Raw genomic sequence first — 13,453 nt, forward strand, 5'->3', positions numbered from 1 at the left:
GGTGGCGGCTAACGCCTGACCTGGCCTGCACACCGGGCCTGCCTCTGACTTGTAGGCCGGATAAGGCGTAGCCTCATCCGGCAATTCGGACTTCAGAACATGATCCATGCCAGCAGCGGCGCTGCCAGCACCGTCGCCACGCCGGATAACATCATCACCAGGCTGGCAACGACGCCTTCCTGCGGCCCTAGCTCGTAAGAACGCGCAGTCCCTGCTCCGTGTGATGCGGCACCAAAACCTGCACCTTTTGCCATCCCTTCACGAATCGCCAGACGCATAAACAGCATATCGCCCACCGCCATGCCGAACACGCCGGTGATCACCACAAACAGCGCCACTAACTCTGGCTGCCCGCCAATGGGTTTTGCGGCTGCAAGGGCAAACGGCGTGGTGATGGAACGCACCGCCAGGCTGCGCTGAATTTCATCCGGCAAGGTGAACAGACGGGCCAGCCAGACAGAACTGGTGACGGCAACAACAATCGCCGTTGTGACGCCCGCCGTCAGCGACATCCAGTGACGTTTGATGACGGCCAGGTTGTCATACACCGGCACCGCAAACGCGATGGTCGCCGGGCCTAACAGCCACAGCAGCCAGTGCGCTTCACCCATGTAGTTTTGGTAGGAAATGTGGCCAAAGACCAGCATCAGCACCAGCAAAATCGGCGTGAACACCAGCGGCATCAGCGGCAATTTGCGAAAACGGCGATACAGCCGTTTGTTGGCGTAATAAAGCCCCAGCGTGATGGCAAGGCACAGCACGCTGAGCAGGAAGTTATTCATGGTTCATCCTGCGCAGCTCATAGCGATAGACTTTATCGACCACCCAGGCGGTGGAGGCCAGCACCATCAGGGTGCTCAGGGCGATAACCAGAAAAATGCGCCAGCCATCAATCATCAACAGTTGCGCGTAATTCACGACCGCGACCACCGCAGGAACGAAGAACAGCAGCATTTCAGCCAGCAGCCAGCAGCCAGCGAGACCCGGCGCGAACCCACTTCAGCGGCACGACACGACAAACAATCAGCGCCAGCAACAGCACCATCCCCACCAGATTGGCGGGCAGCGGTAAATGGCACCACGCGACCAGATGTTCAGCCAGGACAAACAAACCGGCATACAGAACCACCTGCACCGGAACCTGAAGATGATGCAGGACAGCAGGCGTTACGCGCCCTAAGGCCACAGCCATGAAAGGAATTCCTGAAAAAAGTGAAGGCGCTCAGTATAGTGAGACGCCGACCGTGACTGAAATGAATTAAAATCATTGAAGGTATAGTTTCGAGGAATAATCATGGACATAAGAACGCTGCGCTATTTCGTCGAAGTGGTTCGCCAGCAGAGCTTTACCCGCGCGGCAGAGAAGCTGTTTGTCACCCAGCCGACCATCAGTAAAATGCTGAAAAATCTGGAAGATGAACTCAACTGTACCCTTCTCATTCGTGACGGTCGCAAACTGCTGCTGACCGACACCGGGCGCGTGGTGTTTGAACGAGGTGTCGCCATCCTCACCGAATTTCGTCAGCTGGAAGCCGAGCTCAGCGACATCAACCATCTGCATAAAGGCCTTCTTCGTCTGGGTATTCCGCCGATGGTCGGCATGCTGATGGCCGGCCCCATCAGCCTGTTTCGTCAGCGTTATCCTGGCGTAGAGTTGAAAATTTCAGAGTTTGGCGGCCTGACTGTTCAGCAGGCGGTGATGAACGGCGATCTGGATGTGGCGATGACCGCGTTGCCTGTCGATGAAGAAAGCGGGCTCTCCACGCTGCCGCTGTTCAGCCACCCATTATGCGTGCTGGTTCCGCGCTCAGGCGTTTGGCTGGACGTGGAATCAATTAGCCCCGAGCAACTGGCGGCACACCCGCTGCTAATCTACAACGAAGATTTTGCTCTGAGCCGTCAGCTCATGCAGTTATTCACTGATCATAACGTCAAACCGCGCATCGCCGTACGCAGCGGCCAGTGGGATTTTTTGGCCGCCATGGTTCAGGCGGGTGTCGGCGTCGCTATTTTGCCCGAGCCTATCTGCCAGCGGCTGGATAAAAACACCCTGCGCTGGATCCCGCTTAACAGCGAACTGAACTGGCAACTGGGCATGATCTGGCGCGAAGGCTCCTATCTTTCACACAGTGCGCAGGCGTGGCTGAAATGCTGTGAGGGGTTTTGGGTAGGAAGTGGCGATCAGGCTAAATAACAGAGGATTAAGTGTAAAATAAACGTAGCTTACTGGCGTTTATCTCCTTATTTTATTATTCAGTGATAATATCCAGCGAAGGGATTATCTTAGTCTGAATAATAGCGAAGGATTCGCATGAGCAAATCGTCAGTAATTTACCTTAAGGTCCGACATTTTCGTGCAACAAAAAAGTATAGCACATAACTAAAATCAGTCGTGCCGCGCGCAACTGAACGCTAAAAAGCTATACCCTCGCTCCCGTACAATTTATTTCACGTCTATACTTTAGCGTGGTTACTATGAGCATACCGGACAGCACAATGCCTAAGTCGTTATCACTTCAGGATATCGAAAACCTCAGCCATTTCGATCTGAATCTTATTATTATTTTTGAGCTTATCTATCGCCATCGCAGCATTGCCAAGGCTGCGGTGTCTTTGGGCGTTTCCAGTCCGGCAGTCAGCCAGTCACTGAAGAAGATCCGTGAATATTTTCATGACCCGCTGTTTATTAAAAGCAAAAATACGCTGATGCCGACTATCCTTTCAGAACATATTCACGCCAATGTCATGACCAACCTCTCTTCGCTGAATAATGTTATTCGTGTGGGAACGCATGAGTCAGAGCGTAAGACATTTTCTATTTATTCGCCTCCCAGCATAATGTCCTTAATGATGCCTCGGCTAAACAGCTTTTCAAAACAGGAGGGCTATCATTATGAAATTGCCCACCACAATATTTACTCTGCCGATTGCGATATCGAAGATTTATTTAATTATCGCAAGGCAGATATTGCGATCTCGATGACTCCGGTCTTTAATTCCTATCTCACTTGTGAATCTACACAAAAGAAAGATTTGATTCTGGTCTGTAATAATAACTATCGACAAGTCGGTGACAGCATTACCGCAGAAGAGCTAACCCAGCATCGCTGGATTACCAGCCTGGCCAATGACGCCATGGTGCAAATGGAAATCGCCAATTTCACCAGAACGCTGCTGCGCAACGAACGCAATATTGTCTTTAGCAGCGACTCGATTCTGCCTGTGTTAACCGCGCTGGAAAGTTTCGAAGGGATCGGGGTTATCTCTGAAGATATGTTTACGGTTTTCGGCAGCCGCTTTAACCTGCGCAGAATTTCAACTGACTTTCCCTTCTCCTTTTCCTCTTATACCTACAATATTATCTACCGCAGTACGATGGTGAAGGATGCTTCTTTTATCAAAATTAAAGAGTTAATAAAAAGTGCTCTGAATTCATGCTATCACCCTCCTTCCACCTTATGACCATGGCTGTTCGCCTATAAATACCAGGTGCTGCCGCTAACAAGAAACCAGGACATTTCTCATCACACCTCTTTCCTTATTACTGTTACGACCTGCTTTTTACGGAAAAAACGACCCTTTCACCCCTAAATTTCTCAGAGTATCCTTGTGTTTTTAAGTGCTAATTTTGAACGTTTTCACAAAAACCATAATGGAATAAAAAATTACATTGATACTTAATTTATGGAATGATTAATTCCAATCCTGTTTTTTTTTACTCATTTGCACAGGGATTGGTTTCGTGAAATTTAAATTTAAAACGCTCACAGCACTGTTCTTACTGGCCGCCAGCAACGCTGCGGTTTCTGCCCCGATTTACCAGGCTGACGATGGCTCATTCATCGACCTGTATGGCCGCTTAGGTTTCAACGTTTCAGACAAAAAAACCGGCAATACTTCTGGCGATTTTGACGCTCGTCTGGGCTTCTCCGCACGCCAGGCCATTAACGAGAAAATGGCGGTGATTGGCCTTGCTCAGTATCAGGTGAATGCGGCCGAATATGCCAATAACGTGGCGGAAAACCCAAGCGACTTTACCGCGCGTTACGTCTGGGCCGGTCTGGATTTAGCCGAGTACGGTAAAATTACCGGCGGCCGTGTGTCCTCCGGCCTGATTATGTTCACCGATATCGGTGACGTCTTTGCCAGCTCGGATGTAGCCATGGCTCGCCAGGCAAACTTCGTTGATCCGACGGCCGTACAGGTATTCCGTCAGGATGGCACCATCCAGTATCAAAATACCTTTGGTGATGTGGATGTCTCCGCAGCTTATATTCTGGGAAATAACACCTCTGACCTGGATTACGGCTACAACGGGGCAGTCCGTTATACGCTGGATATGGGTGATGCGGGTAAATTGCAGCCGGTTATCGCCGCGCAGAAAGAAAAATCCCGTCATGACACAACCTCCACGCTTTATCACGACATGAGCGACGAATACTCATTCTGGGGCATCGGTACGCGCTATTACATTGGCGATGTGATGCTGGGCCTGCTCTACGCACAGGATCGCGTGACCTTCCTCGACGGCTCTTCTGACAGCGTGGATAAAGATTACGAAGCAACGCTGGTGTGGAACCTGAGCCCGGACTGGGCGCTGCGTACCGGCTATCGCCATCTGGATAACGAAGACGGCGACGGCCTGCAGCTGCGCGATACCACCTTCGAAGTGCAGTACAAACTGACTCAACGCAGCTCCATTTACACCTCCTACTCCTGGCGTAACGGGAAAGAAGGCACCAATAAATACACCCACAACCGCGTTTCCTTTGGCGGCAGCAATCCGGCAGATGATTACTTCCACCTTGGTCTGCGCTACGAGTTCTGAGCATGAAAAAATTACTGTTAGTGTCTCTTCTGTTCTGCGGCGGCCAGGTGATGGCCGCCCCCAAACTCACCGTTGGAGATAACCTGACGGTGCTGGCCGCGAAATCGGCAGATGTCAGTATTTTCAGCGACGATATCGCGCTGAAGGACGGTGAGCAGAAGGTTGTCGTGAAATATGACAGCCCGGAAAACCCGTCCTCCACCAACCAGAGCAATGGTCGCGTGACGTCAAAGCCTTATCTTTTGACGTTTAACGCCACCGGCGACGAAGACATTGAACTGACCACCAAAATGGCGGCTGATACGTCAGAAGTGCGGGCGCTGGCGAAAGAGCCGGTCTTTATCCTGACGGTGAACGGCAAAGCGGTGCCGTTCAACCATTCGCCGCTGATTCGGAGCAGTTCGTTTGGATCGATTAGCACGTCCTGGGATTCAGTGGTCAATGGCGCGCCTGCGCCAGCCGCTCCGGTGGCGGCAGCGGCTCAGGCGGAATCAGACACGATGAAAGCGATGCAGAAGCTCTATTTACAGAGTGATGCGAAACAGCGAAAAGCGTTTCTGAAGTGGGCGCTGGACGTGCAGTAATGCTCTCGTTGACCGATTGCCCGGCGGCACTTCGTTTGCACGGGCCTACAGATCGCGTAGGCCTGCACTCGCCACCGGGCAATAATTAAAGCTTATTCACCAGCTTACGGCTCTGTTCGATCAGCTCGCGACGATCTTCCTCACCCTGCTGCAACAGGCAAACAAACAGCAAATCAATCAGCGTATGCTGCGCGGTGCGCACGGCAATGGAAGAACTGTGGGTTTTGCTGCCATCGGCAATGGTGTCCAGCGTCACATCTGCCACCTGGCGCAGCGGCGACTGGTGCAGCGAGGTCAGTGCGATGATTTTTGCGCCTCGCGCTTTGGCTGTTTCTGCCGCCACCTGAACTTCCCGGCGGCTGCCGGAAAAGGAGATAGCAATCTGTACGTCGGCAGCGGTCAGCGACTGTGCAACGGTAATCTGCACGTGGCTGTCCATTTCATTCATCACCGGATAGCCAATTTTCATCAGCTTATAGGCCAGGTCTTTGGCAATCAGCGATGAACCGCCAATGGCGGTAATTTGTACGCGTCCGGCCTGGCGAATCAGTTCGACAACCTGCTGGAGCTTGCTGAAATCCAGACCCTGAGTGGTGTCGCGCAGCGCCTGCTGTTTTTCCAGCATCAGCTTCTCGGCGATATCCGGAAAGGTGTCTTCGCTGTTGATTTCGTTATGAATGTAGGCCACGTCATTCTTACGTTCGACGCTTTGTTGGCCCCACTCTTCCACCAGCGCAATTTTGAAGTTGGTGAAGCCCTTAAAGCCCAGCTTCTGCGTGAATTTAATGATGCTCGACTGGCTGATGCCAAGCACTTCGGCAAGCTCCGGGGAAGAGAACTGCTTCACGCGCCCCGGGTTTTCGATGATGAAATCCGCGATCTTACGTTCGCCGGGCGTGAACAGGTCTTTGTTATGCAGAATAGTGTTGATGTGTTTCATATAACGGCAATCAATCGCTCGGGTCGGCTGGCTCAAACTAGGTTTAAAATGATAAGGCATTCCCCCACACATGGCACCCTTTCATCTCGTTTCGGCGTTTGAAGGCGACGATCGCGGCCTTTCAGGTTGACCGTGATCACAGTTTACCGCTGAGGGATAAAATATTACTTCTTATCGAGATTATTGGAATATATTATTCCATCCATGAAATACATTATTCATTGAGGCCGTTATGAAAATTGATTTATCCACCCTGACCACCGAAAGCCGCAACCTGGCCAGCGAAAATATCGATAACCTGTCGACCCTGGACATGCTGAAGGTGATCAACGAGGAAGATAAAAAAGTCGCTCTGGCGGTTGAAGAACAGCTGCCTGCCATCGCAAAAGCGGTGGATGCCATCACCCACGCGTTCGCCAACGGCGGCCGTCTGATTTACTGCGGCGCGGGGACTTCCGGCCGCCTGGGTATTCTGGATGCAAGTGAATGCCCACCCACTTACGGTACACCACGTGAAATGGTTATCGGCCTGATCGCTGGCGGCAAAACGGCCATTTTGCAGGCGGTTGAAAATGCAGAAGACAACGTTCAGCTAGGTGAACAGGATCTGCGCGACCTGGCCCTCAACGAGCGTGATGTGGTGGTTGGCATCGCCGCCAGCGGCCGTACGCCTTACGTGATTGGCGCGCTGAATTATGCCCGTAGCGTCGGCGCGACTGTCGGCGCTATCGCCTGTAACCGCGGCAGCGAAATCGGCAAAATCGCCGACATCGCCATCGAACCGCTGGTCGGCGCAGAAGTGGTCACCGGCTCTTCCCGCATGAAAGCGGGCACCGCACAAAAACTGATCCTTAACATGCTGACGACCGGCGCGATGATCCGCTCCGGTAAAGTCTTCGGCAATCTGATGGTGGACGTGGAAGCCACCAACGCCAAGCTGCTGCAGCGTCAGGTCAACATCGTGGTGCAGGCGACCGAGTGCACTCCGGCAGAAGCAGAAAATGCGCTGAATGCCTGCAACCGCCACTGTAAAACCGCCATTGTGATGCTGCTGGCTGGCGTCAGCGCGGCTGATGCCAGCGAGATGCTGTCCAGCAATAACGGCTTTATCCGTAGCGCCATACAAGGTATTGGGAGCAACTAACTGATGGCTAAAATAACAAGCTCAATGATTGAGCAACTGCTACACCTTTCTGGCGGGAAAACCAATATCAGCGTCTGCGGCAACTGCATGACGCGCCTGCGCCTGACGCTGGTTGACCGCGATGCGGTGGATATCGACGCGCTGAAAGCGGTACCTGGCGTGATGGGCGTCATTAACGGCGACGATCAGCTGCAAATCATTCTTGGCCCGGGCAAAGCGCAAACGGCCAGCGAAATGATGAATGAGATGATAAAAGCAGAAGGTGGTGAAGCTACCGCGCCTGCGACGGACGCCAATCTGAAATCTCAGGCCAGCGAGAACAAAGCGAAGATGAAGGGCAAGCAAAACAGCGCTGTTCACAACTTCCTGACCAAATTCGCCACCATCTTTACGCCACTGATCCCGGGCTTCATCGCTGCGGGCCTGCTGCTGGGTATCGCGACCCTGCTGCAACAGATTTTCGACACGCCAGCCAGCTGGATGGTCGAGCTTATCGCCTACATGAAAGTGTTCAGCATCGGCCTCTTCACCTTCCTGAGCATCCTGATTGGCTTCAACACCCAGAAAGCCTTTGGGGGTTCCGGCGTTAACGGGGCCATTATCGCGTCGCTGTTTATTCTGCGCTACGTGCCGGAAGGCAAAGTGGGCTACTACGCGGGCATGCAGGATTTCTTCGGCCTGACGATCGACCCGCGCGGCAACATTATCGGCGTGCTTCTGGCCTGTATTCTGGGCGCATGGATTGAGCGCCAGGTGCGTCGTTTCATTCACGACGATCTGGATATGATCCTGACCTCAGCCATCACGTTGCTGATTACGGGCGCTATCACCTTTACCGTGATTATGCCGATTGGCGGCGAGCTGTTTAAAGGCATGTCCTGGCTGTTCCTGCACCTCAACGGCAACCCGTTTGGGACTGCACTGCTGGCAGGTCTGTTCCTGATTGCGGTGGTCTTTGGGATCCACCAGGGCTTCGTGCCGGTGTACTTCGCGCTGATGGATGCGCAGGGCTTTAACTCCCTGTTCCCGATTCTGGCGATGGCCGGTGCGGGCCAGGTGGGGGCTTCGCTGGCGCTCTACTTCCGCGCTAAGCAGGGTTCCGTTCTGCGTGGTCAGATTAAAGGCGCTATCTTCCCGGGCCTGCTGGGTATCGGTGAGCCGCTGATTTACGGCGTTACCCTGCCGCGCCTGAAACCGTTTATCACGGCCTGTATCGGCGGCGCTGTCGGCGGCTTCTTTATCGGCCTGGTTTCCTGGCTTGGCCTGCCTGTTGGCCTGAATACCGTGTTCGGCCCGTCCGGCCTGGTCTCTATTCCGCTGATGACCTCTTCTCAGGGCATCTTCGCCGGAATGGCCGTTTATGTGGCGGGTATTTTGATTTCCTATCTTGCAGGGTTTGTATTGACCTGGTTCTTTGGCAGTAAAAACGTTGACCTTCAGTAACGGGTAACGTTACCCCCCCTTTTAAGCCGCCTTGATGGCGGCTTTTTTTAAGGAAATGGACTACTGATCTTCAATCAGTAACGCTTCCAGCAAATCGAGGTCATGCAACAGTTTTTGCAGCGTTTCGTTGCTGATTTGGCGTGTGGCACGAAGATGGTAAAGCTCACCGCGTTCTGAGCGTAATGCTGCGAGACGGAAGCGCCGCTCCAGCGATTCTTCCAGCATTGACGTTTCCACATCATTTCGCCCGTCCGCGCGGCGACGCAGATTACCAATCACTCGCGAGCTGACTTCGGTCAGAAGCTGATTGTCGATGTTCTCTTCGGTATCAACCGCCATGCGCTCCACTTTTTTCTGAATGGCGACAATCGCCACTTCTGCGGTCGCGGCTCGTGCCAGACGCTCTTCTTTATGCTGCTGAGAGTGATCGGCCACCTCGATGTGCTGAAGCAGGATCGGCATCACCACCACCGCCACAAACAGCGAGAAGAGGATCACCCCGGCGGAAAGGAACACCAGCTCATAACGTGCCGGGAAAACATTGCCATCCGGCAGAAGAAGCGGGATCGACAGCACACCGGCGAGGGTGATTGCCCCGCGAACCCCGGCGAATGAAGCAATGAGTAGCTCGCGCGTGCTCCAGCTTCCGAACTCCATGGGCTTTCTCTTCAGGAAACGCTGGCTGAAGCGCTGCATCGTCCACAGCCAACCGAAACGGACGAGCATTAAGGCGGCGTAGATAAGGATAATATCGGCGAACAACATCCAGGTTTCGACATTCGGATCGGCCTCTGCTGCCACCAGCGACGTCTCGAGGATACCCGGCAACTGCAAACCTAACAGCAGAAACACCATGCCGTTAAAGACGAATTCAAGCATTGCCCAGGTGCTGTTTGCACGCAGACGCATCGCCAGCGGCGCAGTACGCATCACACCGGAACGGGTGATGGTCATCCCTGCCGCGACGGCGGCGAGAATGCCGGATACCCCGATGTGTTCCGCAAACAGATAAGAGGCAAACGGCAGAAGGAACAGCAACACAATCTGGGTTGCCGGTTCGTCACCACCCCATCGGCTAAGAAAACGCATCGAGCGGCCATACAGCCAGCTCACCGCGAACCCGGCAAGAATGCCGCCAATGGCGACTTTCAGAAACTCCAGGCTGGCGCCCCCGACGCTGAACACCATGGTGCCCATCGCCACCGCCACGGCAAATTTCAGCGACACCAGGCCAGACGCGTCATTCATTAACGCTTCGCCCTGTAAAATCCCCATTATTTTCTTAGGAATGCGCCCTTCGCCAACAATGCCCGAAAGCGCAACGGCATCGGTCGGTGACAGCACGGCCGCCAGCGCAAAAGCAGGGATCAGAGGGATGCCCGGTACGACCCAATAAATCAGGAAGCCGATACCGACCACGGTGACTATCACTAACGCCAGCGCAAGACCGAATATCTCTCGCCCATGCTCGATAAACTCGCGTGTCGGCGTCTTCCAGCCGTCAGCAAACAGCAGCGGTGGAATAAACAGAACGAGGAACAGTTCCGGATCAAACTCGACGTGCAGCCCAAACGTCGGCCACGCCAGAAGCGCGCCGATGGCGATTTGCATCAGCGGCAGTGGGATCTGGAAGGGTAATACACGGGTGATCACCCCGGAAAGGGAGACCAGCAGAATCATGATCAGTATTGTGAAGAAAATTTCCATGCTATCCCTGTATGCGATATCTTAGTGCTAAAGCTGTGTCGGATAATACGTCATCCAGCTTATCGCAAAGAACGGCAGGATGTGCCCTAAAATGCAAAATGTCAGATAAATCATTGCGTAATAACATAAATGCGATAACAGCATTCACTCCCGGTCTACCCTCCCTTTCGGAATTCCCCCTTTTTAGAAGCACGCTCGCAAAAGAAGTAAGTCACCCCGTCACGCTGCAAATTATGCTTGCTGCCACCAGAATCCAGGTGCTTTATTGTTGAAAATTTACTCGCTGCGCTTTATATTTTTGTACGGAATAAATCCGTACACATACACATCCAGCACAACGAGAACGACAGCCGCTTTGTAAAGGCTGCCGAGGAGCAGAGAATGCCAGCCCTGAAAAAACAACGTATCGATCTCAGGCTGACCGATGAGGACAAAAGCATGATCGAAGAAGCGGCAGCAATGACCAACCAGAGCATCACCCAGTTTATGGTGACGAGCGCTTCAGAGCGTGCCGCTGAGGTGATTGAGCAGCATCGTCGTCTGATTCTGAATGAGGCCTCCTGGAACCAGGTGATGGAAGCCATTAGTCATCCACCAGCCCCTAACGACAGGCTGAAAAAAGCAGCAAAACGCCTCAAGGACAAGGAGTAAGCGGTGGATCATCTGAAGATAGAGATTTTCTCTGAAGAGGCTGAGTATGATTTTACAGGCTTCGATTGCGGCGAAGAAAATCTCAATATTTTCCTTAAAGACCACCTGTCCCGGCAGCATCGGGGGCGCATTTTACGGGCTTACCTCCTGCTTACGCCGCATCCGTTACCCAAAGTATTGGGCTACTACACGCTGTCCGGGAGCTGCTTTGAGAGAGCTACCCTCCCCTCCAGCGCACAAAAACGCCAGGTGCCTTACGTCAATGTACCGAGTGTCACATTAGGTCGCCTGGCTGTGCATCGTGACCTTCAGCGCCAGGCATGGGGATCAACGCTTGTCGCACATGCAATGCGGGTTGTTTACCGGGCTTCGAAAGCTGTTGGTGTACATGGTTTGTTTGTGGATGCTCAATCAGAGAAGGCGAAACAATTTTACCTGAAGCTCGGTTTTATCCCCCTGGTGGGGGAGAACGCCAGCTCGCTTTTTTTCCCGACAAAATCAATTGAAAAGCTGTTTGAGTGACATAAAAAAGGTTCAACGCAAAGTAGTGTGAGCACGTGTGAAACCTGCGCTCATGCCGGGTGGCGGCTTTGCCTTACGCCGGCCTACGGAATGCCCTGTTTTGTAGGCCTGGCAAGCGTAGCGCCGCCGGGCAATCAACAGGCATAAAAAAGCCCCTCGCAAGGGGCTTCATACTACACAGCGTCAGGCTTAAATCGCCCAACCACCTGCATAGAACGCGACCAGCGCCAGGGCAATGATCACGGTGCCGATGTTCAGCTTGCGCCATTCACCTGACACGATGCGGCCAATCACCAGGGTCGCAAAACCAATCATGATGCCGGTCACGATGTTACAGGTCAGCACGATGAAGACCGCCGTGATCAGGCCTGCCATCGCATCAACGAAGTCGTTGAAGTCGATTTTTGCCACGTTACTCAGCATCAGCAAACCCACGTACATCAACGCCGGAGCGGTTGCGTAGGCGGGAACCAGATAAGAGAGTGGCGAGAGGAACAGGATCAGCAGGAACAGCACACCCACGGTAATGGCTGTCAGACCGGTTTTACCGCCAGCCGCCGTACCCGCAGCCGATTCGATATAGACTGCTGCCGGGGCCGCGCCCACCAGACCTGAGAACACGCTGCTCAGGGAGTCGGTGGTCAGCGCTTTACCGCCGTTAATGATCTGCCCGTCTTTATCCAGCAGGTTAGCCTGACCGGCGACCGCACGAATGGTACCTGTCGCATCGAAGACTGCGGTCATGACCAGCGCAAGGACGCTTGGCAGAACAACCGGATTCAGCGCGCCCATGATGTCGAGGCTGCCAATCAGGGAATTGCCGTGCTCATCGCTCAGGGAAGGCATCGCAAAAATACCGGAGAAATGCACGGAGGGGTCGAAAATCAAACCAACCACGGAAACGCCAATGATGGTCAGCAGAATGCCGCCTGGCACTTTGAGTTTTTCCAGGCCGATGATCACCGCCAGACCAATCAGCGACATGATGACCGGGAAGCTGGCAAAGTGGCCCAGCGTGACTGGCAGACCGTCCAGCGGGTTTTTAATAACCAGGCCCACGCCGTTTGCGGCAATCAGCAGCAGGAACAGGCCGATACCAATACCTGTGCCGTGCGCAACGCCCTGCGGCAGATTGCGCAGGATCCAGCTACGAATACCGGTGGCAGAAATCACGGTGAACAAAATACCCATCAGGAATACCGCGCCGAGAGCGACCGGAATGCTGATGTGCTGGCCCAGAACCAGGCTGAACGCCGTGAATGCGGTCAGTGAAATCGCGCAGCCAATGGCCAGCGGCAGGTTAGCCCACAGGCCCATAACCAGAGAACCGACACCCGCGACCAGACAAGTCGCCACGAAGACGGCAGCAGGTGGGAAACCGGCTTTGCCGAGCATGCCTGGTACCACGATAACGGAGTACACCATCGCCAGAAAGGTGGTTAACCCGGCAACGATTTCCTGACGAACCGTGCTGCCACGGGCTGAAATTTTGAACCAGGCGTCGAGTGAACCGCCGGTACGCGCTGAAGGCGTAGACATAGCAAACATCCCCTGAGAGTTTTTTATCATTCGTCCGTCTGCGTGGTGGACAATCCACTGCCAGCTAAGCGTCATCTCCCTGTGCTACATCGCGA

12 protein-coding genes and 1 pseudogene are annotated in these 13,453 nt (G+C 53.6%); 8 read left to right on the forward strand and 5 right to left on the reverse strand.

What is annotated here, in order from left to right; genetic code table 11:
• Positions 1 to 92 precede the first annotated feature (92 nt).
• Together ACRCWW_RS00105 and ACRCWW_RS00110 are read right to left on the reverse strand one after the other, a co-directional pair.
• The gene (locus ACRCWW_RS00105) at positions 93 to 782 is read right to left on the reverse strand and encodes an LrgB family protein (protein ID WP_438680585.1); all 690 of its coding nucleotides are present in this window, start codon (positions 780 to 782) and stop codon (positions 93 to 95) included.
• Positions 775 to 1,192, reverse strand: a pseudogene (locus ACRCWW_RS00110) (CidA/LrgA family protein). Before ACRCWW_RS00110 ends, ACRCWW_RS00105 begins: the two are co-directional and overlap by 8 nt.
• 102 nt (positions 1,193 to 1,294) lie before the next feature.
• Here ACRCWW_RS00110 and ACRCWW_RS00115 point away from each other — a divergent pair.
• The 4 genes from ACRCWW_RS00115 to ACRCWW_RS00130 all read left to right on the forward strand — a co-directional run bounded on the left by ACRCWW_RS00115 (position 1,295) and on the right by ACRCWW_RS00130 (position 5,412).
• Positions 1,295 to 2,194, forward strand: coding sequence for a LysR family transcriptional regulator (locus tag ACRCWW_RS00115; RefSeq protein ID WP_438680586.1), 900 nt, complete (start codon positions 1,295 to 1,297; stop codon positions 2,192 to 2,194).
• Positions 2,195 to 2,496: 302 nt separating this feature from the next.
• Positions 2,497 to 3,462, forward strand: a complete 966-nt coding sequence (locus tag ACRCWW_RS00120) for a LysR family transcriptional regulator (protein ID WP_438680587.1) — start codon at positions 2,497 to 2,499, stop codon at positions 3,460 to 3,462.
• Between the two features lie 280 nt (positions 3,463 to 3,742).
• Positions 3,743 to 4,828, forward strand: coding sequence for a porin (locus ACRCWW_RS00125; protein WP_438680588.1), 1,086 nt, complete (start codon positions 3,743 to 3,745; stop codon positions 4,826 to 4,828).
• Positions 4,829 to 4,830: 2 nt separating this feature from the next.
• Positions 4,831 to 5,412, forward strand: a complete 582-nt coding sequence (locus tag ACRCWW_RS00130; protein ID WP_438680589.1) for a DUF2057 family protein — start codon at positions 4,831 to 4,833, stop codon at positions 5,410 to 5,412.
• Positions 5,413 to 5,497: 85 nt separating this feature from the next.
• Here the strand turns inward: ACRCWW_RS00130 and ACRCWW_RS00135 are convergent, their stop codons facing one another.
• On the reverse strand, positions 5,498 to 6,352 hold the full coding sequence (locus ACRCWW_RS00135; RefSeq protein WP_438680590.1) for an SIS domain-containing protein: 855 nt from the start codon (positions 6,350 to 6,352) through the stop codon (positions 5,498 to 5,500).
• Positions 6,353 to 6,584: 232 nt separating this feature from the next.
• Between ACRCWW_RS00135 and murQ the strand changes: the two genes are divergently transcribed.
• Both murQ and murP read left to right on the forward strand, forming a co-directional pair.
• Positions 6,585 to 7,496, forward strand: a complete 912-nt coding sequence (gene murQ / locus ACRCWW_RS00140; RefSeq protein ID WP_438680591.1) for an N-acetylmuramic acid 6-phosphate etherase — start codon at positions 6,585 to 6,587, stop codon at positions 7,494 to 7,496.
• Positions 7,497 to 7,499: 3 nt separating this feature from the next.
• Positions 7,500 to 8,939, forward strand: a complete 1,440-nt coding sequence (murP, locus tag ACRCWW_RS00145) for a PTS N-acetylmuramic acid transporter subunit IIBC (RefSeq protein WP_438680592.1) — start codon at positions 7,500 to 7,502, stop codon at positions 8,937 to 8,939.
• A 60-nt stretch (positions 8,940 to 8,999) separates the two neighbouring features.
• On the opposite strand, the gene ACRCWW_RS00150 is transcribed toward murP, so the two are convergent.
• Positions 9,000 to 10,646, reverse strand: a complete 1,647-nt coding sequence (locus tag ACRCWW_RS00150; protein WP_438680593.1) for a Na+/H+ antiporter — start codon at positions 10,644 to 10,646, stop codon at positions 9,000 to 9,002.
• Positions 10,647 to 11,027: 381 nt separating this feature from the next.
• Between ACRCWW_RS00150 and ACRCWW_RS00155 the strand changes: the two genes are divergently transcribed.
• Positions 11,028 to 11,297 (forward strand): DUF1778 domain-containing protein, encoded by a 270-nt coding sequence (locus ACRCWW_RS00155; RefSeq protein WP_438680594.1) that lies wholly within the window; start codon positions 11,028 to 11,030, stop codon positions 11,295 to 11,297.
• Positions 11,298 to 11,300: 3 nt separating this feature from the next.
• Positions 11,301 to 11,819 (forward strand): GNAT family N-acetyltransferase, encoded by a 519-nt coding sequence (locus tag ACRCWW_RS00160; RefSeq protein ID WP_438680595.1) that lies wholly within the window; start codon positions 11,301 to 11,303, stop codon positions 11,817 to 11,819.
• Positions 11,820 to 12,008: 189 nt separating this feature from the next.
• On the opposite strand, the gene ghxP is transcribed toward ACRCWW_RS00160, so the two are convergent.
• Entirely contained in the window at positions 12,009 to 13,358 is a 1,350-nt protein-coding gene (gene ghxP, locus ACRCWW_RS00165) for a guanine/hypoxanthine transporter GhxP (protein WP_404659027.1), read from the reverse strand.
• Between the last annotated feature and the right edge of the window lie 95 nt (positions 13,359 to 13,453).

Origin of the sequence: Scandinavium sp. (genome assembly GCF_051650185.1) — a bacterium.
Lineage (GTDB): Bacteria > Pseudomonadota > Gammaproteobacteria > Enterobacterales > Enterobacteriaceae > Scandinavium.

Bases quoted from the DNA above. Each gene is read 5' to 3' on its own strand.
- ACRCWW_RS00105 (WP_438680585.1), bottom strand. From the start codon at position 782: ATGAATAACTTCCTGCTCAGCGTGCTGTGCCTTGCCATCACGCTGGGG.
- ACRCWW_RS00115 (WP_438680586.1), top strand. From the start codon at position 1,295: ATGGACATAAGAACGCTGCGCTATTTCGTCGAAGTGGTTCGCCAGCAG.
- ACRCWW_RS00120 (WP_438680587.1), top strand. From the start codon at position 2,497: ATGCCTAAGTCGTTATCACTTCAGGATATCGAAAACCTCAGCCATTTC.
- ACRCWW_RS00130 (WP_438680589.1), top strand. From the start codon at position 4,831: ATGAAAAAATTACTGTTAGTGTCTCTTCTGTTCTGCGGCGGCCAGGTG.
- ACRCWW_RS00135 (WP_438680590.1), bottom strand. From the start codon at position 6,352: ATGAAACACATCAACACTATTCTGCATAACAAAGACCTGTTCACGCCC.
- murQ (WP_438680591.1), top strand. From the start codon at position 6,585: ATGAAAATTGATTTATCCACCCTGACCACCGAAAGCCGCAACCTGGCC.
- murP (WP_438680592.1), top strand. From the start codon at position 7,500: ATGGCTAAAATAACAAGCTCAATGATTGAGCAACTGCTACACCTTTCT.
- ACRCWW_RS00150 (WP_438680593.1), bottom strand. From the start codon at position 10,646: ATGGAAATTTTCTTCACAATACTGATCATGATTCTGCTGGTCTCCCTT.
- ACRCWW_RS00155 (WP_438680594.1), top strand. From the start codon at position 11,028: ATGCCAGCCCTGAAAAAACAACGTATCGATCTCAGGCTGACCGATGAG.
- ghxP (WP_404659027.1), bottom strand. From the start codon at position 13,358: ATGTCTACGCCTTCAGCGCGTACCGGCGGTTCACTCGACGCCTGGTTC.